Source organism: Ensifer sp. EB106-05-01-XG146 (assembly GCF_058791875.1).
Window position 1 is genome coordinate 135,084 of sequence record NZ_JBYTDX010000003.1, and the last position, 19,952, is coordinate 155,035.

Genomic DNA, 19,952 nt, shown 5'->3' on the forward strand with positions numbered 1-19,952 from the left:
AGTCGGTTTCCACCTGCTCAGCATAGGCTGAGCGGTCCCTCACTCTATGCTTTGAAAGGGTTCATCATGACCACAGGCACAGTAAAATGGTTCAACTCCACCAAGGGCTTCGGCTTCATCCAGCCTGATAACGGTGGCGCAGACGCGTTCGTGCACATCTCCGCCGTCGAGCGCGCTGGAATGCGCGAACTCGTCGAAGGGCAAAAGATCGGCTTCGAGCTCGAGCGCGACAATAAGTCGGGCAAGATGTCTGCTACCAATCTGCAGTCTGCCTAAAATTGAGATTTGCTTCCCTTTGACCACGGATGTACTGGCATTGCCGGAAGCAGTTTCAACAAGGCCGGGCGTTTCGCCTGGCCTTTTTTGTTCGCCACGCCGAACTAGTTGAGGTTCCAATGATAGAAGCACATAGCAAATCCCGTCAGCAGGCGGAGATCGCCTTCATGAAAGTCCAGACGCAGTTCTTCTCCAAAAACAACGCGATGGAAGAGGTGGAATCCGTTGCTCAGGCCCGGGATGCCAAGACTCTCCGGCTTCGAGAGGAACGCCTTGCAAAGGAGTTGGCCGACCGCTTGTCGGCGACACGCAACCTTATCGCCAAACGCGCCAAGGCGCGCTGATCTCTGACGCACTTACTATTGGGATACGAATGAAGAACGCCGGAAAAAACGACATCTCCGACCGCCGAGCCGCATCGGCAGACGCCAAAGCTGCTCTCTTGAACGCCTACCGAGCGGCAAGGACTGCAGCAGAACCAGGGAGGATGGCAAGGCAGGCCGAGCGCGAAGCCCTTTCCACCGCTCGTGAAGAGCGGCGCGTTGAACGCGAGCGTCTGAAGCTTGAGGAACAAAAGCGTATCGAGACCGAGGCGACAGAGCGGCAGGCAGCCGTTGAGGCGGCAGCAGTCGCCGAAACCGAAGCGCGGGCGATCGCCGAAAACGCGCGTATAGCGCGGGTGATCGAAGATGAGGCGGTGCGAAAGGCCAACCGCGACAGGCGCTATGCCAATCGCAAGGCAAGACAAGGATAAATTTCTGCGTTGCGCCGCTACCCGACAGCATGGCGATGTCATGCTCGGGACACTCAATACGAAAGGTAACCCCGATGGCACCGGATGCGAACGAACTCCAGGCGATCAACACGTCATGGCAAATCGCAATCCAAGAAATCCTGCGCATGGTTATACGGGACATGTACCATGCCGGCGGCGAGGCAAATTTCAAGGCGCACATCAAACGCATCGAAGAGGCCGCCGTCGACAGCATCTACACCGATCTAAGGCTTCGAGGAACCAATGAGTGGACCGAGGTGCTCGTTAAGGAACGGGCGAGCAATTTCGTAACCACCTTGCTGACGTCCTTTACGTACGACCGAGCCTGACTGGATGCATACGCTCGCCGCGATCAGCGATGTCACGTTGCTTCGTCAACCCGACTAGTCGCCAGGCTGGGCGGCCCTCACCGTCATCTCATCCCAAAGCAATGATGCTGTCCGTGCGAACGCGCTGTAACCGGCTTCAAACGGATGGCCGTCTCTTTCAGGATAAAGGCGCTGCCCAGCTAGGATCGCATCCTGCAGGGCATCGGCGGTTGCGGCAAGCGCGCTGCGATACGGCAAACCGAGCTCCTCTGCGGTCTCGCGGATCTTTTTCTCAAGCGCAACCTGACGTTCAACGCTGAGGACAAATTCCGGCGCAGCTGACGCCAGCCGGTCATGGTGACGCAGGCATTCGAAGATCACGCGCTCTTTCGATGGAATGAGCAGAATGCCCACCCGCCCCGGCCGCTGCTGTGCCCAATCGGCCGCAAACCGCTGGAAGTCGCTGAACATTGCTGCGGTTTCGGGTGACGCCAGATCCGCCATGCGGCCGTGGTCGTCGACAGAGCGCTTCAGGACGGAAGGCATCCGTCCGGAAATGTGTAGTATTCGGATGTTTCATCATCGCCCGGTTTGAACAGTCGGGCGTAAAGAGTCTTTAGTCGTTCCCCGATCTCATGGTGATAGACACTCAGGATCGCGACATTCTCGACAAGCTTCGTCTTGAGGCTCGCGGATTGCTCGGCACACTGCCAATAACCTCCCGCGTCACCGAACAGGGCCTGCAGATGAAGCCGCCTCTGCTCTGAGAGCCAGAAGTCGGAACGGGCATTCTTGATATCACAGGCGGAAAAGACGACTGCGAAGTCGTTGGCAGGGAATACGGCGACAATGTTGCCTTTCGCGCCCGCGGCCAAAGCATCGTGCACGATGGCGTGATAGGTGTAGATACCGTAGCTCCCGACGCCGAAGTTGTACGTGCGTTCGCCCGTCATTGCCGCGAAAGCAGCGGCCAGGAATGCGCGCTATCAACGTTGTTGCCATAGGTCAGCGAATCGCCGATCGCCGCGACCTGAAAGTCATGACCTGCTCCAGGTGGATCCCGGAAGCCGGCCTTGCCTACGTCGCCGAGTGCCGGATCGAGGCGATAGCCATATTTCTCGTCGATGCTCTTGTGCGTCCGTGTGCCGATCGGAAACGGCGTAAACATGCGCAGTATTGCTTCCCCGGCACCGGGCGCCACGGTGAGCGAGATCAACAGCAGCATCATATTCTTCGGCCTGTCCCCTCCCTCATACCGGATGCGAATCCGACCCGGCCTAGGTGCCGGTCGCAGCCGCGCAGTCCCCCACATGCCTGCCGCGCGGCGGTCCGAGCGATCCCGTCAGGTTGCGGTGGCTTCCGGCGAATGTCGGAAAGGTCGACGAGAGGAAAGTCAGCCGGAAAAATTCCCCACCGACAGCGTAGGCAAGCCATAAACGTCCATTGAAGGAATGCGAGTTATGTCGCCTCCAAAAAGTACAAATACAAGCACATGAATATGCGCAATAACTAATATTAATCTATCATGCGTGTGACCGTCCCGCCATTAGCCCGGATGGAGGATGAACCGTGCGAGCCGTCTTCGGTCAGGCAAGAGCAAGGCTCGGGCTCGCGTTGCCTGCCCCGACCGACGCCGGCGACCCAGGTGCGAAGGGCCTGGGTTGACAAACCCTAGTTGCTGCGCTGTTCCCGTTCCGGGCCAAAATGATTGCGTAACGTGCACCATTCATTTCCGACAAAAGGAAGATCTGGCCAAAATTGCTCAGCAAGTTCAGTGTCGCATGCAAGTCCTGCGAGTGAGCTCGCGTGGCGTTGCGGGCAGAGCTCTATCGATCGCGCTTTTCCCCGTTAAATCGCGAGCGACAGGAATTATATATCTAGACAGTCCAGCCAACTTGGAGTGGAGCTATGGAATGGCAACTGCAGGACGCCAAGGACCAAGTCTCGAAGGTGGTGCAGAAGGCCCGCCACGAGGGACCGCAGATTGTCACGCTGCGCGGGGAGCGCACCGCCGTTGTACTGTCCGCTCATGACTACGACGCCCTACGGGCTGGCCGGCCGGAGTTGGTCAATGACCTGCTTGGCGGTCCCGCTTGGGACGACCAACTCGCTGATGCGGTGAATGTACGCATCAAGACGCCAAGCCGCGATGTGGCATTCTGATGTACCTGGTTGACACAAACATTGTGTCAGAGGCGCGACGTGGCACGTCGCAGGCGGTGTCCTGGCTGCGCTCTGTCGATCCGCTCAGCATCCACCTGAGCGCGCTCACCCTCGGCCAAATCATGCGCGGCATTGCCCTGAAACAGATGTCGGATCCGAAGACTGCAGCGCACCTCACCGAATGGCTGCGCAAGCTGCGCCACGACCATGGCGACCGCATTTTGCCTATAACAGACCAAATCGCGGTCGAATGGGGCCGCATCGCGGCAATCCGCCCCCGCGGTGATATTGACGGGTTGATCGCCGCGACCGCGATCGTCCGCGATCTCATCCTTGTCACGCGCAACTTCAAGGATTTCGAAGACACAGATGCCTCCGTAATCAGTCCTTGGGAAACGTCGGCGTGAGGCCGCCCGGCGCGACGGACACCCTTCTCGAGGATAGTTTTTCGGACCAACTGTTCGCCGGGGCTTGGATCTTGCGGTATGCAATTGATTGATCTTCCGCAGTGAGCGGAGGCTCAATCACGGTCGTTATTGCGAGGCGCTCGCGTTGCATGGCGATGCCGAGCCGAGCCTAGCCTTGGACTTTCCCATTGCGAGAACCTTATTGTAGGTCGGCGGCGATGACACGCTGATCGGCGTCCGGGTAGCGACCACCCCTATGCTCCATGTTTGGGGCGCGCGCGGACGAAGCACCCATCGCTGAAACTTTGACGCAATCACTTTGTGCTGCTCCGCCGCTCGATATCCGCGCTCACCGCGGCCGCCTCTCGACCGATCTCCCTGAGCAGGCCGGTGACCGGATTGTGGAAACCGACGAGATAAAGGCCGAGCGCGGCGGCTTGGCGAGTGACGCCGCTCTTGCCGGGCCGCAATGCCGCCGGCAGGAACTTCTCGAAACTCGGCCGGTAGCCGGTGGCGAGGATGACGCTGTCGAACTCCGCATGCCTGCCGGAAACGAAAGTGGCACCGCGCTCGGTGAAACGCTTGATGTCTGATGCCACTTTGATGTCGCCGGATTTGATCGCTCTCACCGTGCCGACATCGATGACCGGGATGCGTCCGGCGTTGATCTGCTCAAGAATGCCCTGCTTCGGCCTGGCGATGCCGTATTTTTCGAGCTTACCTAGCGCGAGGTCGAGGATGGTGGGGAACAACCGGTCGTTCACAGCTCGCGGCAGCCGTTGGGTTGCCATGGCGATGATCTGGATCGGCACGCCGAACAGCTGGCGCGGCACGATGTGGATGCCATTTCGTACCGAAAGCGTCGGGCGGGCGCCACACTCGGCAAGGTCGAGCGCAATCTCAGCGCCGGTGTTACCCATACCGACAACCAGAACCGACTGGCCGGCGAAGGGCGCGGCTTCAGTGTAGTCAGCGCTGTGCAGCCGCCTGCCCTGGAAGGCCTCAATTTCGGGCAGGCTGGGAACGAAGGGCTCAGCATTGTTGCCGCTGGCGATCACGACGTGGCCTGCGCAGAAGGTCTCCGTTCCGGTCTCGACCAGGTAGCCGCCGTCCTTGCGGCGGATGGACTTGACCGTCTCGCCGAAGCGCGGTCGTAGCTCGAAACGCTCGGCATAAGCGTCGAGATAGGCGACCATCTTCTCGCGCGGCACATAGCGCGGATAGTCCTTGGGGAATGGCATGTGCGGCAGCGCGGAGAACGCCTTCACCGTATGAAGGTGCAGCCGCCGGTAGTGGCGTCGCCAGGCGGGGGCGATCTCATACGCCATTTCAAGGATGACGAAATCCAGCCCCGCCCGTCTTAGGCAGGCGCCGACCGCAAGGCCGGCCGGCCCGGCTCCGACAATGACGACATAAGTATCCACTCGATGGTCGCTCCCAGAATGGAGCCTAATTCGACAGGGGTCGGCGGACAAGTGGGCGGGGCGCTGTCTCCCCTTGTACTCCGCCTGCATCGCCCGGGTTGCGCTTCCATGCCTTCGGCGAGAATGTTTTTTGGGGCGGGAGCGGCCGAGCGGTCGTTGCAGCCCCAATTAGACGGATTTCATTTTCCACGCCAAAGAAAAAGTGAGGAGAGACCGAAAGCCTCACGATCTGATCGCACAATGTATACTGGAAGGTGCCTCACTGGGGTAGAGCCGGGTCTGCCACTCTATGGGGAACAAGTGCTACTTCCTCGGTGTTGAGGTTCTAGCCAGCCTGCATGTCATCCAACATTCGGGTTTTGTGAAGAGATACTTGGTGGAGCGCGTCCAGAGGTATCCGCCGGTAAATCTTACCGTTGGGACGACGATTGCATCGATCAAAAAATGGGGCCGGACGTTCTCTGCGCCGATAGGGTCATCTCACTTTTCAACCAGGCGACAAACGCCTCTATCGCTTCGAGTTTCTTCGAGAGCGGGTCGAAGGCTGCCCAGTATGCAGCTTTCTGTGAGCTCAACGAAGCCGAAAAGGGCCTAACCAGGCGCCCCGCCCGAATATGCTCCCGAACAAGAAGGCCTCGCCCCATGGCGACACCCTGACCATCAAGAGCAGCTTGCAATACAATGTTGTAGTCAGTCAGCCGGGTCTGTTTGGCCCTCTCAAGCGGAAATCCGGCTGCCTCCGACCACAGCTGCCAGTCGAGGCCGCTCTTGGCCTGTAATATCTCCTGGTTGAGTAGGTCTAGCGCGGATTGAAACTGGGATCCGTCTCCGTATAGCGCCGGGCTCAACACCGGAGACAAATCTTCGTTTGCGAGGTGCACGCAGAACTGTTTGCTCCCGCCAAAATCGCCAAATCGGATCGCGATATCCGCTTCGCCTCGCCCGACATCGACAATGCGCAGGGTCGGATCCAATTCGAGTTCGATCGCCGGGTAGCTCTTGAGGAAACTGCCAAGTCTGTTGACCAGCCAGTTGGCCGCGAAAGAGGGAAGCAGGCTCACACGCAAGCTGGTCTGCCCGGATCGCGAGCGCACCCTCGCGGTGCCCTCCGACAGCACAGTGAAGGCCTCGTCGACGGTGGCAAGAAACATTGTGCCTGCCTCGGTCAGCTCAATGCTTTTACTCTTGCGACGAAAGAGTGGAGTACCGAGAGCACTCTCGAGCTGCTTGATGTGGTGGCTCACCGCGCTTTGCGTAATGAGCAGTTCCTCGCCGGCCAGTCGAAAGCTCGCTCGGTTTGCTACCACCTGGAAGACCCTGGCCGCGGAAAGGGGTGGGAGGAATGGGGAACTGCGCAATGCCGATGCCTCGCGGACCAATGACGGCTGACATTAACGAATTCGATCGCAGGGCGCAAAGCTTTGAATTGGCGGGCCCCTCGGATTTCTTTCATGAAGCAAGAAAGAAAAGGAGAAAACGATGACGATTTCCATCCGTGACCAACTGGTTACTCTTGGCCTGGAACTTCCCGCGCCGACGTCTCCGGCTGCGAATTACATTTCGGTGGTCCACACGAGCAACCTGTTGTTCATTTCCGGTCAGATCAGCAAGGCGCCGGCCGGTGAGATCATTGCAGGCACCCTGGGTGCGGACATATCTCACGAGCAGGGGGTGCAAGCGGCGCGCATCGCAGCCCTTAATCTTCTCGGACAGATCGCTTCCAATACAGACGGCTCGCTTTCGTCTGTCCGCCGCATCGTGAAGCTTGGCGTATTCGTCGCGGCAACGAGCGAGTTCAAGGATCACTCGAAGGTTGCAAACGGTGCCTCCGATCTGATGGTTGCGGTGTTCGGCGAAGCCGGGCAGCACACGAGGGCCGCCATTGGTGTCAGCTCGCTTCCCTCGGGGGCAGCCGTCGAGATCGATGCGGTTGTTGAACTGGAGGAGACCAGGTGCTGACCGACGCAATAATCGACGGCCTGCGCAACGACACACCCGGCTGCGCCCAGCGAAGTCACTTCAATCACGCCGGAGCTTCGCTCCCACCGAGGCGGGTCACCGAAGCGATTGTCGGACACTTGATGCTGGAATCGACGCGAGGTCCGATGGAAGCTGCCGCACTGGTTGCGGACGAGTTTGCGATACTTCGTACCAATGCTGCCAAGTTCATCGGCGCCGACGAAGGCGAGGTTGCCTTCGGTGGATCGGGGTCTGCCCTTTGGGGGAGCGTGTTTGCCGCGTTGCCACAGCTGAGGTCGGGCGAGCGCATTTTAATTGGGCGACAGGAATGGGGCGGTAATGTCGCATCGATGCAGCGTGCGGCAAGCCATGCCGGGGCAAGTATCGAGACCATTCCCTGCGCGGAAGACGGCAGTGTCGATCCGAACGCTCTTTCCGCAATGATCGACGACAAGGTGCGCATGATCTCGCTAACATGGCTTCCCGCCAACGGGGGATTGATAAACGACGCCGAAGCCATCGGGCGGGTCGCCAACGCGGCTCGCATCCCATACTTCGTGGATGCCGGGCAGGCACTTGGTCAGCTTCCTATCGATGTGTCGAGGATAGGTTGCGATGTGCTCAAGGCGGCCGGCAGGAAATACGTTAGAGGGCCGCGCGGAACGGCTCTCGTCTACGTTCGCTCCAATTTTCTTGAGAAGCTCGATCCCAGTTTCGTTGACGTGAGCTCCGGCCCTCTCGTGAATGGAAAAGTCGAGCTGAGGAAAGATGCTCGTCTATTCGAAACGTCCGAAGCGCCTATATCACTGCTCCTGGGGCTCGGCGAAGCACTCGCGCTGGCTTCGGAGTTGGGTGTCGAGGCGATCCAAGCCCGCATAGCCCGACTGGCAACCCGGCTTCGGGACGGGTTGAAACGTATTCCGGCGGTTGAGGTGCGCGATCTCGGGGAGAAACAGTCGGGCCTTGTTTCTTTCACGGTGGAGGGAATTTCGGCATCGGTTGTGAGACGCAGACTAGCAGAGAAGAGTATCTCAATCGGGGCGAACGGCGTACCCTACACGCCCTTCGACATGACGGCGCGCGGACTGCAGGAAATAGCTCGAGCCTCGGTCAGTTATTTCAATACGGCGGGAGAGGTCGATGGCCTGATCCATGCGGTTGAGCACATCGCAAAAGATGCGATCCAATAGAAGGACGGAACCACGATGGATTTGGGAATAAGTGGCAAGCGCGCGATCGTCTGCGCGAGCTCGAAAGGGCTGGGCAGAGGCGTGGCGCAGAAGCTCGCAGAGGCGGGCGTGATCGTTACCCTGAACGGTCGTAACCGGGACGCGCTGGAGGCCACCGCGAGGGAGCTTCGCGAGCTGACAAGTGCCGAAGTCTATGCCGTGGCAGCAGACGTGACGACCGTAGAAGGACGGCAAGAGCTTCTCGAAGCGGAACCGAAAGCCGACATCCTCGTCACCAACGCAGGGGGACCGCCGCCTGGCTTATGGACTGATTGGGAGACGAATGAATGGTTGAACGCACTGAACGCTAACATGCTGACCCCGATCTTGCTGATGAAAGCGGTTCTGCCCGGTATGATCGATAGGAGCTGGGGGCGCGTCGTCAACATCACCTCCGCCTCGGTAAAGTCACCGATCCCGGAGTTGGGCCTATCCAACGCATCCCGCAGCGGACTGACCGGTTTTGTGGCAGGGACGGCAAGGCAAGTCGCGAAACATGGCGTAACGATCAACAACCTCCTACCGGGGTCACATGAGACTGATCGTGTAGCCGTGCTTCTCCAGCGACGGGCAGAAGTGAAGGGCATCTCAATCGACCAGGCGCGGCAGGAGGCGCATGCGGAGAATCCGACCGGGCGCTTCGGCACGATTGAGGAGTTCGGCGCTGCCGCGGCATTTCTTTGCAGCCAGTACGCAGGCTATATTGTCGGCCAGAATATTCTGCTCGACGGTGGCGCTTTCAGGTCGACGCTTGCTTAAGTTCCAACGTCTCACGGCATCGCGGACCTCATTTCCGTGTCAGAGGGTATTCGAATATTATCGAATACCCTTTGATGATCAGATCGACTTGAGTTTGACGCGCTGTTCCGGCTTCTCCACGTCTTCCTTGCGCTCGCTGTATCGGTCGACGAGATAGGCGACGCGTCAGCAGCGTGAATTTCATCAGTTCCTCGCAGAGGTCGACAACGCGGTCGTAGTGGGACGATGGCTTCATACGTCCATTTCCGTCGTACTCCTGATAGGCCTTGGCGACTGACGTTTGGGGATCGTGATCATGCGCATCCAGCGGCCGGGCAGCCGGAGGGTATTGATGGCATCGAAGGACTGAGAACCACCCGACTTGCATGACCGCAAGGGACTTCCCCTGCGTCGCACAGATCGAGCCGACGGACAGCGGGATCCAGTCGATCTGCGCCTTCATGATCCTGGGGCGCTCCGGGCTGCCCCAGACCTGGCCCTCCGACCATGCCGAAAGTTCCCGGCGTTCCTGGACCTTCGGATGGCGCACGGGTGCATCATCCGGAAGCGGTAAGCCGGAGGGATCAGATGAAGCACACCTCAGCCCCGAAATGCTCCCAAGTACCCCCAGTGCGCTAAGGAGGCGGAAGGCGACGGCTCTTGCTTTTCAACCCACAAGCGTCCCAGCGATTAACTCTAAGGCCCTGGTCGGAAGTCGCCCTCAGAGCCTCACTTTGCTGGACGATCCCAGGCTCCATCCTCAAGACGGCGATCCTCGATCAGTTTCCCCACCTGAAGCAAATCGGGCGCATCCGCAAGCGTCCGCGCCAAAGCATCGTTCCGCGGATCCCTGCAGCCGAAATTGAAGACAAGCTGGTCAGAACGTCCGACCTCGATCCACGTCACCGAGACTGAAGCATGATCCGTGGCAAACTGTCTGCACCGCGCATGCCCCACGGTAATGGTCTCCGTTCCTTGTGGCCGATGCGGTGCGAGTGCCGACTGAAAGGTGGACCATTCCTTTGGCGTGATCGAGAAAGGCTGTTCGCCATGAACGCTTGTAAAGCGCCGGCCCTCGAACATACCCCCGCTGGCGCTCACCTGGAAACGGTAAACTGGGCACTCGCCGAGACATGGTTTGCGTTCGACAATGATGCTCGGCGTCTGGCTTTGCTCCACCAGCAGCGCTGCCGCAGCCATTATAATCTTCGCAACCAGAATCATATCGTGCACCCTTTCAGGACCCTGGGCCGGTCGTCAGGTCCGCTCAACACGTGTGTCACGGGTCAGCATCTTTTGCGTGTTAAGAAGTCAACCTCAACCAATACGCAGTCCCAGTCAACGCCCTTTTGTGGCTGACAATCTTGACCTGTATCCGGGCGGGTCACGCGTCTGCCCTGAGCGAGGGGCCGGTCGGTTGGAACAAAACTCCCAAGGTACTGTTTACCTACAAATATGCAGGAGGATCAAACATGGCCGATATCGGGCTGCCTATTCCGAAGGCGATCGTCGATCCCACTAAAGATTTCGTGGGCATTCCGGCACAGCAGAGAAACACTGCTAAGGAAATCAATCGACTTAGAAAGCAGGTGCGTCGCTTGCAGACGCGTGTTGAGAACATGGGCATAGTGGCAATTCGTCCGAGGCGAAGGACGTATCGACTGGTAGGCGCGGCTGTAACCATTGCCTTTGCGGGGCTTTCATGGGCCCTTTGGAGATCACGCGATACGGCGACTTTTCGTCGAATAATATCGGTCGCGCTTCCGTTTCGCGATCCCGGCAACTTCTGACCTCTCGCTTCAAGGCCGGTTTTTCAAGCCAGGATCGCCCCCCGTCGGGAAGCGGCGACCGAGGACGCGCCAATCAGCTCCATTCCGGGGAATATCGATGGAACTCGGCCCGGGTCCGCGGGGATAATCGGGGCTCGCAGATCCCCAAGAGTCTCGCCGTCGCATGCGAAACGAATGTAGGCTGGCTTGGCGAAGGCGAACAGCTTTCTTGCCAATTCAGCGGTCGACAGCGGTGAGCAAGGTTACCGCGCGACGTTTGGAAGCCGACGGGTTGACGGCTCAGTGGATCGTCTCCCAAACCCTCTGTTAAATCTCTGCCGCTAGTCTGTTTCAAAAGGGGATACGGAAAGGCATTTTGATGAGAGGCGCGGCGCCGGTGATGTATCAGCACTTCCTGAACAAGCAAGAGTCCTTCATGTACGATCGGGAAACCAACTTCCCAATGGAGGACACGCGGAACGATGCGCGCATCGAATACACTGAGAAGGGCATGACGCGACTGAGCTCTCGTCGCTGCGAGATCATCAAGCTTTCGAAAAGCGGCGCCCTGATCAGCATCCTCACGCAGTACACGCTGCCACAGAATTTCTACCTGGACATCCCGAGCGCCCGCATCCAGATGGTCGGCTGCCTGACAAAGCGGGTGCATGCTAACAACATTATCGAAGCGCGGTTCCTGCGCATGCTGACGGACCGCGACCTCAACCGCATCTTCGTCTACAGCACCCATCCGAACCACCGTAATCGCACGCTCGACATTTACCGCTAGAAAGCAAATCGTCGGCGCCGCCGCCAACGGAGCGCCTGCGGTAGCGACCACCAGGCCGATCCCAAAAGGGAGCGGCGATGTCCCTCAAGGCGCCGAGTGACTAGGCAGATCCCATCAAGCACCTTGACGGTCTGCGAGCCCATTGACGGACAAGGCAGCTCGGTAGGTTGCTTGGCAATGGCATCGGCTGTGCCTAACCACCGCGCCGCCGGCAGAGGATATTCTTCACACGAAACACCTGCCATCGGACAGGCGGGACCTGTCCTTGGAGGAACAACAATCCGGCGCGGGGGTTTTCGACTCCAGGGTAAGGAATTTCCTGATGGGATGGATTGAGGTCGATCATGGCGGCTGACAAGCTCTCAACCTACAAGAAGAAACGGGACTTCAAGCAGACAAAGGAACCGAGCGGCGCGGCCGCTGTCAAGCCGGCCAATCGGCTTCGCTTCATCATCCAGAAACACGACGCGACGCGCCTTCATTACGATCTTCGCCTCGAACTCGACGGCGTGTTCAAGTCCTGGGCTGTGACGAAGGGGCCGTCACTTGATCCGCATGACAAGCGGCTGGCGGTCGAGGTGGAGGATCATCCGCTCGGCTATGGGGATTTCGAGGGCACCATCCCGAAAGGCCAGTATGGCGGTGGCACGGTCATGCTGTGGGACCGGGGCTATTGGGAGCCGGAAGGAAACAAGTCGCCGGAGGAAGCCCTGAAGAAGGGCGATTTGAAATTCGTGCTGCAGGGTAAGCGCCTGAATGGCAGCTTCGTGCTCGTGCGGATGCGCAACGATCGCGACGGCGGTAAGCGCACCAATTGGCTGCTGATCAAGCATCATGACGATCATTCCGTTGAAGAGAACGGCGCTGCCATCCTGGATGAGAACATGACCTCAGTGGCTTCTGGACGAACCATGGAGCAGATCGCAAGCGGCAAGGGGCGCAAGCCCAAGCCGTTCATGATGGCGAGCGGTGAGGTCGAGGCCGACGCAGTCTGGGATAGCAAGCGAGGGCGCGCAGCCGGTAAACGCAAAGAGAGGGGTCGGACGGATGTGGCGGCGTCGACCGGGGTTGACTTGCCCGACTTCATTGCTCCGCAACTCTGCGAAACCGTGGAGCGCCCGCCGGCCGGGAAGAAGTGGCTGCATGAGATCAAGTTCGATGGATACCGCATCCAAATGCGGGTCGCTGACGGTGAGGTCATGCTGAAGACCCGCAAAGGGCTGGACTGGACGGCCAAATATCCGGAGATAGCGAGAGCTTCCTCCCAACTGCCCGACTGCATTATCGATGGCGAGATCTGCGCGCTCGACGACAATGGCGCTCCGGATTTCGCGGCGCTTCAGGCCGCCTTGTCGGAAGGCACCACCGGCAACCTGGTCTATTTCGCGTTCGACCTCCTGTTCGACGGCGGCGAGGATTTGCGGCCGAGGCCGCTTACCGATCGAAAGGCGCGTTTGCAGGAGCTGCTAGCAGATGCGACCGACAATCCTCGTCTTCGCTTCGTCGAGCATTTCGAGACGGGCGGCGATGCGGTCCTGCGTTCTGCGTGCAAGCTTTCCCTCGAGGGCATTGTCTCGAAGCATGCCGATGCGCCCTACCAGTCCGGCCGTACCGACACCTGGGCGAAATCGAAATGCCGCGCCGGGCATGAAGTGGTTATCGGCGGATACGCCAAGACGAATGGCAAGTTCCGGTCGCTACTTGCCGGCGTCAATCGCGGTGAGCATTTCGTTTATGTCGGCCGCGTCGGCACAGGCTACAGCGCCAAGAAGGTCGAAACACTGCTGCCAAAGTTGAAGGCTGTGGAAACGACGAAGTCGCCGTTCACGGGGATCGGCGCGCCGAAGAACGAAAAGGAAGTCGTCTGGGTGAGACCCGAGTTGGTCGCCGAGATCGAATTCGCTGGCTGGACCGCAGACGGGCAAGTCCGCCAGGCCGCCTTCAAGGGCCTGCGGGAGGACAAGCCGGCCGATGAGGTGGAGGCGGAAAAGCCGGCATCCCCCGCGAAGGCCAAAACGCCCAAGCCCGCGCCGATGGTGAACAAGGTCCCGCGCCGCAAGGGCGCGAAAGCCGAGGTCATGGGCGTGCTCATCTCCAATCCGGGCAAACCGTTATGGCCGGACGCCGACGACGGCAAGGCCGTCACCAAAGAAGAGCTGGCCCGGTATCACGAAGCGGTCGGCTCTTGGCTGATCGAACATGTCAGGGGCCGGCCGTGTTCGATCATCCGCGCGCCTGACGGCATTGGCGGCGAACAGTTTTTCCAACGCCACGCCATGCCGGGTACGTCAAACCTGCTGGAGCTGGTCAAGGTGTTCGGCGACAAGAAGCCGTATTTGCAAGTCGACCGTGTAGAAGGCCTCGTCGCCGTCGCCCAGATCGGCGGCATCGAACTACATCCATGGAACTGCGAACCAGGAAAACCGGAGGTGCCGGGCCGGCTGGTTTTCGACCTCGACCCCGGTCCGGATGTGCCGTTCGCGGCTGTGGTTGCGGCCGCCCGTGAAATGCGGGACCGGCTTGATGATCTCGGACTTGTCAGCTTCTGCAAGACGACTGGCGGCAAGGGACTGCATGTGGTGACGCCGCTGGCCGTGAACGCGCGTACGCCACTTCCATGGGCGCAGGCGAAGGGCTTCGCCCGTGACGTCTGCCAGGAGATGGCCCGCGATAATCCAGACCTTTATCTCATCAAGATGACGAAAAGCCTGCGGGAAGGCCGCATCTTCCTCGACTATCTGCGCAACGACCGCATGGCGACGGCGGTGGCCCCGCTGTCGCCACGGGCGCGTCCGGGCGCCACCGTGTCGATGCCGCTAACCTGGACGCAGGTCAAATCCGATCTCGATCCGAAGCGGTTCACCGTGCGGACCGTACCGGCGCTGCTAACGAAGACGATTGCGTGGGAGGACTATTGCGACGGACAGCGCGAGCTCGAACAGGCCATCAAGCGGCTCGGCAAGCACAAGGCTGCGGCATGAGCTTTGAACGGCAGGGGCGCCAAGACCACATAGGACGCATGAAAAATCACACTGTCCCCATCGAGCACCTGACCCGCCTTCGGCGCATGCGCGGCCTGGTACGATTGATGGACACGGCGCTCCGCATTCCCGGCACGCGCGTATCGCTGGGCGCGGACTCGGTTCTTGGCCTTATCCCAGGCGTGGGCGATTGGGCAGCGGCGGCTATCAGCCTCGTCATCGTAAACGAGGCGCGCCGTCTCGGCGTGCCGAATGACAAGCTGGTGAAGATGCTTGTCAATGTCGGCTTCGACACGGTCGCGGGAAGCGTGCCGGTGCTCGGCGATGTCTTCGATATCTATTTCAAGTCCAACCGCCGCAATCTGCAACTCGTGCTGGACCACTTGGGCCTCGACCACGCTGACCTCGATCGGTAACGCCGGTCAGCTGCGGTTTCCAAGCGTGGCGATATCGAACACCGCGGCATTGTCCTGGATTTCGCGCAAGCCCTTATAGGAGGCGTGGCGCAGATTTCCCTCGACCGTCCAGCCGCGGAACTCGATCTCGGCGATCAGCGTCGGCAGCGCGAACACGTAATTCTTGCCCTTGACCGGCACGACCGGTTTCTTCGTCTTCAGCTTGTCCAATGTCTTGCGCAGGTATTCGGCATCCTTCGCCTTGAACCCGGTCCCGACAGAACCCACCGACACCCAGCTATCGCCCCGCCGGGCGGCAAGCAGAAGGCTGCCGATCCCGCTACGCGCTGCAGCGGACTGCTCATAGCCGACGATCATGAAGCTCTCACTTTGAACGCATTTGACCTTGATCCAGTCGCCTGTTCGTCCCGACCTGTATGGCCGCTCGCGGTGCTTGGCAACAATGCCTTCCAGCCCCATCGAACATGCATTTGCCAGCAACTCGACGCCATCACCGTGCGCTTCTTCCGACAGTTGCACCGCGCCGCTTGCGCCGTCGAGGAAATCCGTAAGCAGATGCCGGCGAACCGAAAGCTCCGTCTTCGTCAGATCGTGGCCATCAAAATAGAGAAGATCGAATGCGACAAAGGCCGCCTCCGTCGAGGCGCGCTTGCCGCCGCGGCCCCCGAGCGAGCGTTGCAGCGCCCCGAAGTCCGCATGGCCCTCCTTGTTGAGGACCACGGCCTCGCCATCGAGGATGGCGGTCCCGACGTCGAGCCTCTTCGCGGCTTCCGCGATCCGTGGAAAGCGATCGGTCCAGTCGTGGCCGCCGCGCGTGATGATCCTAACACCCTTCGGTTCGATGTGGATGGCGAGGCGATACCCGTCCCATTTGATTTCGTAGAGCCATTCCGGTCCTTCCGGCGGCGTCGGCCGCAGAAGCGCCAGGCACGGCTCGATGCGGCCGGGCATCGGATCGAAGGGCAGAGTGGGCTGGTCGCGATTGCGTCGGCGGACCGGCCGCGACTGGAGCGCAGTACCGGAGTCATCGAGCAAGGGTATGGCCGATCGGCGCTTCGCTTTCATGGCGATCCATCATGCGCAAGAGAGAATACGAACATAAGTGCCTTCCGTGAAGTTTTCAGGATGAGCGCTTTCCTTTTCCGCTCGCCGCCAAACTCTGGCGAAGAGCGTCCATGATGTCGATGACGTTGCTGCCAGCCGCGCCGGTCTCTTCCTTGGCCTTGCCCTTCTTCAAGGGCCTCAGCCCCTTCTTCTTTTTCGCGATAATGTCGAGGAGAGCGTCCTGCACGGGGTCGGAAACCATGTCCGGGGACAAGGTATTGGTGTGCTGCTTGATGAATTTCTCGACAAGGGGAATAAGATCAGGGTCCGATGCATCGTCGATATCCTCGAAATAGGACTCTTCTGGCCGGACCTCGTCGCCGAAGCGTAGTGTCCAGAGCACGATACCTTCGCCGCGCGGTTCGAGCACGACTGCCCGCTCGCGCCGGCCGATGACGAGTTTCGAAATGCCGAGCACCTTGTCGGACGCCATGGCGTCGCGAATGACCGCGAAGGCCTCATGGCCGACGGGATCGTCGGGCACAAGATAGTGCGGCTTTTCGAGATAGATCCACTCGATGCTGTTGCTCGGGACGAACTTGTCGATGTCAATGGTTTTGACGGTGTCGAGCGCGACGGCATCCAGTTCGTCGTCCGTGAGGAGCACAAAGTCGTTCTCGCCGCGGGGATAGCCCTTTATCTCGTCCTCATCCTTCAGCGGTTTGCGCGTGACCGCGTCGACAAATTGGGAGACGACGCGATTTCCGGTCTCTTTGTTGAGCGTGTGAAACCTGACTTTTTCGCTCTCCGACGTTGCTGGCGACATCGAGACCGGGCAGGTGACGAGCGAGAGCTTCAGATAGCCTTTCCAGTATGGGCGCGGCGCCATGATCGTGCTCCTCAGCCGGCTTTACGCTGTCCGGACGTCGAGCCGCGCGATTTCGAGGCCGCGGCGCGCGACGCCGGCTTGCGCCCGGCGCCCTTGTTGGCATTGGCGGCGGGTCGCGTCAGTTGATCGCCGCCGGCCTTCAGCATCTTCGCGCTTTCGCGTAGGGCGGCCAGTAGGTCGTCCGGTTTGGAGACCTTGACCTCCTTTCGCTTCGGCAAGGCCTTGCCTTCAATTTTCGCCTTCACCAGCTCAGCGACCGCCGTCTCGTAACGATCGTCGAACGCGGCCGGGTCGAAGGTTCCTTTCTTTGTAGCGATGATGTGCTTGGCGAGATCCAGCATCTCACCTTTGATCCGCAGCTTCGGCACCTCCTCAAACGCCTTCTGTGATGAGCGGACTTCGTAGTCATACTGCATCGTGGTGGCGATCAGGCCTTTGCCGTGGGTGCGGATCAAGAGTGTGCGTATGCGACGAAACAGGACCGTGCGCGCGATCGCAGCGACTTTCGACTTCTCCATTGCATCGCGCAGCGCGGTAAAGGCGTCTGACGAAACCCGGTCGGTCGGCACGAGATAGTAGGGTTTGTCGAAATAGACGTCGTCAACGTCGGAGCAGGGAATGAAGGCTTCGATCTGCAGGGTCTTGTCGCTGTCCGGAACGGTAGCGGCCACCTCCTCCGGATCGATCATGATGTAGTGGCCGTTTTCGATCTCGAAGCCCTTTGTCTGATCCTCCCGCTCGACCTCCTTGCCGGTGTCGCTATCGACGAAGACACGGTTAACGCGATTGCCGGTGCGGCGGTTGATGGTGTGAAACGCGATGCGTGCCGAGGTGCTGGCGGCCGTGTAGAGGCCGACTGCGCAACTGACCTCGCCGAATTTGATGAAGCCCTTCCACTGGGCACGATGACCGGCCATCTTTTAAACTCCCGACTCGACGCAACCAAAGCGAGTCAAGCGAATCACGAGCGAATTTGTTCCGACTCGAAAGGAATCGAAAATCAATAACTTAGGCATGCGTGGGCGCCCTTTTTAACCAGTCTCCACCATGCCGCTGATTCGCTGCATCTTTTCGGGGCGGCGTGCGTTCTTCCGAAGCCACAACTGGAAGGGAGATGTCATGACGAAACGTGAATTCGTCGATAGCAGAACCGATAGGCGCTATATTCGGCGCCGCGCGAAACGCCAGTTCAAGGAAAGTATCGATGTGAACCGGGTCCCCGTTCGCCGATCAGCGCACAAAGGCGAAGACTGAGGCAAAGCCCGGCAAGGCGGTCTCGGAGATTGGCATAGGAAGCATTGGCGCGCGGGCCGCCCTCTGTCGTAGCGACGGGTGATGCGATGGCTGACGATGTCGAGATTGATCATGAGGACAAAGGGGCTGGCGAGTGCGTGTCGGTCGCATTTCCGTTCGACCGTATGACCGTGCAGCGGTTTCGCGAGGCTTTTCCACGCGCCCGCTGGAGCGACCGGCGAAAGGCCTGGATCGTCCCCGGCACGACCGCGCGCCGGCGCATCGATCGCTGGCTGGCCAGGGAAGAATTCCGCGTCGATCCATACGCAGAGGGAAAGGGCAGGGATGCTTATGCGTTCGAGCCGATCCTCAGCCCCTACCTCAACGTCGACAAGGACGGGTTTCGCATCCGGACGCCTTTTTCACGCAAACTGGTCGACGAAATCCGCCAGGTTCCATTTGCCCGTTGGGATGGCGAGCATAAGGTGTGGCGGGTGCCATTCGCTTCCTATGATGATCTTGTCGATCGCTGGGGGGCTATCGAGGCGGAAGCGCACCGAAATGAGCCTGAAGAAAAACGCAAGCGCGCCGAGGCGCGCAAGGGAACCTACGAGGAAAGACTGTCCCGCCGCCGGGCGGTCGAGCGCAAGCGCCGGCGCATCCCACTTGCCGTCGATGATTTGCCCCCGATAGGTCGGCCGCTTGCGACGCCGCTCTACGGGATCGTCGTAGTTGGAGACATAACCGGCGAGCTGGTCGATTGCCATGAGGTTGCCGACCTTTATCCACACATCGCTGGGGATCACGTTTGGGGCCTATGGCGGACGCCTTCGCTGGAGGAGCTGGTGCAGACCTGGCCCTCGAAAAGGGCGCCGGAAGAGCGTGAGCGCCGGCGCGGCTGGTGGCTGCCGACTCTTGAGGAACTGAGCGAGGCGCGGCTGACCGCCAAGGCGCGCGAACGCAGGGCCAGTCAAAAGGCTCAGGCCTGACTTCAATCCGATGGTGGTTCGATCTCGATGATGACCGACCCATGGCCGGTGGTGTGCTCCAAGCCACGAGGGCTACGTGGGACACTCGCCTTGCTGAGCCAGGGCGCAAGCGCCGGGCTGAGGAGAAGATGGTCGATACGCAGGCCCGCATCGCGCTCACAGGCGCTGCGCCAGTATTTCCAGAAGGTGTAGATGCGTTCCTTCGGATGAATATGGCGGATGGCGTCGGTCCAGCCTTGGGCGAGGAGATCGGCATGAGGCTTTCCGGACTTCCGGCCGGAACAGCGCGTCGTCGGGCCAGCGTGACGGTGCGTAGACGTCCAATACCGTCGGCATGGTCGGTTTGCCACGGACCTCCAGCCTCTTCAGCCGCTTGGCTTCGGACAGCTACATGCCGCCGACTTGGCTTTCCACTTATAGATGCTGGCATCGCTGACGCCGTGCCTGCGGCAAAGCTCCGCGACCGGCGTGCCCGCCTCGTGCTCCTTCAGAATCCCGATGTTCTGTTCGTCTGTGAAACGATTGCGCTTCATTCCCTGGTCCTCTCAATGGGCCAGAGCTT

Annotated in this window: 23 protein-coding genes and 3 pseudogenes; 14 read left to right on the forward strand and 12 right to left on the reverse strand. The window is 59.9% G+C overall.

Translation table 11 applies throughout. The features are described 5' to 3' along the window. Nucleotides 1-66: 66 nt before the first annotated feature. The 4 genes from AC3WVQ_RS29210 (at nt 67) to AC3WVQ_RS29225 (ending at nt 1,380) form a co-directional block, all read left to right on the forward strand. Entirely contained in the window at nt 67-276 is a 210-nt protein-coding gene (locus tag AC3WVQ_RS29210; protein ID WP_034806062.1) for a cold-shock protein, read from the forward strand. 119 nt (nt 277-395) lie between these two features. Then, nucleotides 396-620, forward strand: coding sequence for a hypothetical protein (locus AC3WVQ_RS29215; protein ID WP_060608879.1), 225 nt, complete (start codon nt 396-398; stop codon nt 618-620). A 29-nt stretch (nt 621-649) separates the two neighbouring features. Further along, nucleotides 650-1,030, forward strand: a complete 381-nt coding sequence (locus tag AC3WVQ_RS29220) for a DUF6481 family protein (protein WP_034806060.1) — start codon at nt 650-652, stop codon at nt 1,028-1,030. 74 nt (nt 1,031-1,104) lie between these two features. After that, nucleotides 1,105-1,380: a hypothetical protein gene (locus AC3WVQ_RS29225; RefSeq protein ID WP_034799791.1), complete on the forward strand. Its 276-nt coding sequence runs from the start codon at nt 1,105-1,107 to the stop codon at nt 1,378-1,380. A 54-nt stretch (nt 1,381-1,434) separates the two neighbouring features. Here AC3WVQ_RS29225 and AC3WVQ_RS29230 read toward each other — a convergent pair whose 3' ends face one another. From AC3WVQ_RS29230 to AC3WVQ_RS29240, 3 genes are read right to left on the reverse strand one after another with little or no spacing between them, the layout of a single operon-like run. Continuing rightward, the gene (locus AC3WVQ_RS29230; RefSeq protein WP_246806999.1) at nt 1,435-1,863 is read right to left on the reverse strand and encodes a hypothetical protein; all 429 of its coding nucleotides are present in this window, start codon (nt 1,861-1,863) and stop codon (nt 1,435-1,437) included. A gap of 26 nt (nt 1,864-1,889) precedes the next feature. Continuing rightward, complete coding sequence (locus tag AC3WVQ_RS29235) at nt 1,890-2,312, reverse strand: hypothetical protein (protein WP_246807000.1); 423 nt, start codon at nt 2,310-2,312, stop codon at nt 1,890-1,892. Then, complete coding sequence (locus AC3WVQ_RS29240; protein WP_492383374.1) at nt 2,309-2,584, reverse strand: hypothetical protein; 276 nt, start codon at nt 2,582-2,584, stop codon at nt 2,309-2,311. Before AC3WVQ_RS29240 ends, AC3WVQ_RS29235 begins: the two co-directional genes overlap by 4 nt. 683 nt (nt 2,585-3,267) lie before the next feature. Here AC3WVQ_RS29240 and AC3WVQ_RS29245 point away from each other — a divergent pair. After that, complete coding sequence (locus AC3WVQ_RS29245; RefSeq protein ID WP_134887574.1) at nt 3,268-3,522, forward strand: type II toxin-antitoxin system Phd/YefM family antitoxin; 255 nt, start codon at nt 3,268-3,270, stop codon at nt 3,520-3,522. Further along, nucleotides 3,522-3,929 carry a type II toxin-antitoxin system VapC family toxin gene (locus tag AC3WVQ_RS29250; RefSeq protein WP_034799905.1) on the forward strand — a complete coding sequence of 136 codons (408 nt, stop codon included), beginning with the start codon at nt 3,522-3,524 and terminating at the stop codon, nt 3,927-3,929. Before AC3WVQ_RS29245 ends, AC3WVQ_RS29250 begins: the two co-directional genes overlap by 1 nt. Nucleotides 3,930-4,243: 314 nt before the next feature. Here AC3WVQ_RS29250 and AC3WVQ_RS29255 read toward each other — a convergent pair whose 3' ends face one another. Beyond that, the gene (locus AC3WVQ_RS29255; RefSeq protein WP_492383375.1) at nt 4,244-5,353 is read right to left on the reverse strand and encodes a flavin-containing monooxygenase; all 1,110 of its coding nucleotides are present in this window, start codon (nt 5,351-5,353) and stop codon (nt 4,244-4,246) included. A 437-nt stretch (nt 5,354-5,790) separates the two neighbouring features. Further along, nucleotides 5,791-6,732: a LysR substrate-binding domain-containing protein gene (locus AC3WVQ_RS29260; protein WP_492383376.1), complete on the reverse strand. Its 942-nt coding sequence runs from the start codon at nt 6,730-6,732 to the stop codon at nt 5,791-5,793. Between the two features lie 100 nt (nt 6,733-6,832). On the opposite strand from AC3WVQ_RS29260, the gene AC3WVQ_RS29265 reads away from it, so the two are divergent. The 3 genes from AC3WVQ_RS29265 to AC3WVQ_RS29275 are packed head-to-tail and all read left to right on the forward strand — an operon-like array spanning nt 6,833 to nt 9,300. Further along, a complete protein-coding gene (locus AC3WVQ_RS29265; protein ID WP_060520498.1) occupies nt 6,833-7,312 on the forward strand; it encodes a RidA family protein in 480 nt (159 codons plus the stop codon). Beyond that, nucleotides 7,306-8,502: an aminotransferase class V-fold PLP-dependent enzyme gene (locus AC3WVQ_RS29270; RefSeq protein WP_244495229.1), complete on the forward strand. Its 1,197-nt coding sequence runs from the start codon at nt 7,306-7,308 to the stop codon at nt 8,500-8,502. The genes AC3WVQ_RS29265 and AC3WVQ_RS29270 overlap by 7 nt, the downstream gene beginning before the upstream one ends. Before the next feature lie 15 nt (nt 8,503-8,517). Next, the gene (locus tag AC3WVQ_RS29275) at nt 8,518-9,300 is read left to right on the forward strand and encodes an SDR family oxidoreductase (protein ID WP_192445599.1); all 783 of its coding nucleotides are present in this window, start codon (nt 8,518-8,520) and stop codon (nt 9,298-9,300) included. A gap of 78 nt (nt 9,301-9,378) precedes the next feature. On the opposite strand, the pseudogene AC3WVQ_RS29280 reads toward AC3WVQ_RS29275, so the two are convergent. Both AC3WVQ_RS29280 and AC3WVQ_RS29285 read right to left on the reverse strand, forming a co-directional pair. After that, nucleotides 9,379-9,896: pseudogene (locus AC3WVQ_RS29280) on the reverse strand (NAD(P)H-dependent oxidoreductase); the annotation flags it as partial. A gap of 112 nt (nt 9,897-10,008) precedes the next feature. Continuing rightward, nucleotides 10,009-10,479 (reverse strand): DUF6438 domain-containing protein, encoded by a 471-nt coding sequence (locus tag AC3WVQ_RS29285; protein WP_234798858.1) that lies wholly within the window; start codon nt 10,477-10,479, stop codon nt 10,009-10,011. A 272-nt stretch (nt 10,480-10,751) separates the two neighbouring features. Between AC3WVQ_RS29285 and AC3WVQ_RS29290 the strand changes: the two genes are divergently transcribed. The 4 genes from AC3WVQ_RS29290 (at nt 10,752) to AC3WVQ_RS29305 (ending at nt 15,235) form a co-directional block, all read left to right on the forward strand. Then, nucleotides 10,752-11,069, forward strand: a complete 318-nt coding sequence (locus AC3WVQ_RS29290) for a hypothetical protein (RefSeq protein WP_034799802.1) — start codon at nt 10,752-10,754, stop codon at nt 11,067-11,069. Nucleotides 11,070-11,427: 358 nt separating this feature from the next. Beyond that, nucleotides 11,428-11,838, forward strand: coding sequence for a hypothetical protein (locus tag AC3WVQ_RS29295; protein WP_192445597.1), 411 nt, complete (start codon nt 11,428-11,430; stop codon nt 11,836-11,838). Nucleotides 11,839-12,182: 344 nt separating this feature from the next. Beyond that, the gene (gene ligD, locus AC3WVQ_RS29300) at nt 12,183-14,819 is read left to right on the forward strand and encodes a DNA ligase D (RefSeq protein ID WP_492383377.1); all 2,637 of its coding nucleotides are present in this window, start codon (nt 12,183-12,185) and stop codon (nt 14,817-14,819) included. After that, nucleotides 14,816-15,235 (forward strand): DUF4112 domain-containing protein, encoded by a 420-nt coding sequence (locus AC3WVQ_RS29305; protein WP_192445595.1) that lies wholly within the window; start codon nt 14,816-14,818, stop codon nt 15,233-15,235. The genes ligD (AC3WVQ_RS29300) and AC3WVQ_RS29305 overlap by 4 nt, the downstream gene beginning before the upstream one ends. 6 nt (nt 15,236-15,241) lie before the next feature. Here the strand turns inward: AC3WVQ_RS29305 and ligD (AC3WVQ_RS29310) are convergent, their stop codons facing one another. Genes ligD (AC3WVQ_RS29310) through ku (AC3WVQ_RS29320) form a run of 3 tightly spaced genes read right to left on the reverse strand, consistent with a single transcriptional unit; the run spans nt 15,242 to nt 18,085 of the window. Continuing rightward, nucleotides 15,242-16,300, reverse strand: coding sequence for a non-homologous end-joining DNA ligase (ligD, locus tag AC3WVQ_RS29310; RefSeq protein WP_192445594.1), 1,059 nt, complete (start codon nt 16,298-16,300; stop codon nt 15,242-15,244). Nucleotides 16,301-16,355: 55 nt separating this feature from the next. After that, nucleotides 16,356-17,168 carry a non-homologous end joining protein Ku gene (gene ku / locus AC3WVQ_RS29315; RefSeq protein ID WP_492383378.1) on the reverse strand — a complete coding sequence of 271 codons (813 nt, stop codon included), beginning with the start codon at nt 17,166-17,168 and terminating at the stop codon, nt 16,356-16,358. A gap of 11 nt (nt 17,169-17,179) precedes the next feature. Then, entirely contained in the window at nt 17,180-18,085 is a 906-nt protein-coding gene (gene ku / locus AC3WVQ_RS29320) for a non-homologous end joining protein Ku (RefSeq protein WP_113080611.1), read from the reverse strand. Nucleotides 18,086-18,508: 423 nt separating this feature from the next. Between ku (AC3WVQ_RS29320) and AC3WVQ_RS29325 the strand changes: the two genes are divergently transcribed. Next, nucleotides 18,509-19,390, forward strand: coding sequence for a hypothetical protein (locus AC3WVQ_RS29325; protein WP_192445593.1), 882 nt, complete (start codon nt 18,509-18,511; stop codon nt 19,388-19,390). A 2-nt stretch (nt 19,391-19,392) separates the two neighbouring features. Here the strand turns inward: AC3WVQ_RS29325 and AC3WVQ_RS29330 are convergent. Continuing rightward, nucleotides 19,393-19,726: pseudogene (locus AC3WVQ_RS29330) on the reverse strand (exonuclease/endonuclease/phosphatase family protein); the annotation flags it as partial. An 18-nt stretch (nt 19,727-19,744) separates the two neighbouring features. After that, a pseudogene (locus tag AC3WVQ_RS29335) lies at nt 19,745-19,923 on the reverse strand (transposase); the annotation flags it as partial. Nucleotides 19,924-19,952 lie beyond the last annotated feature (29 nt).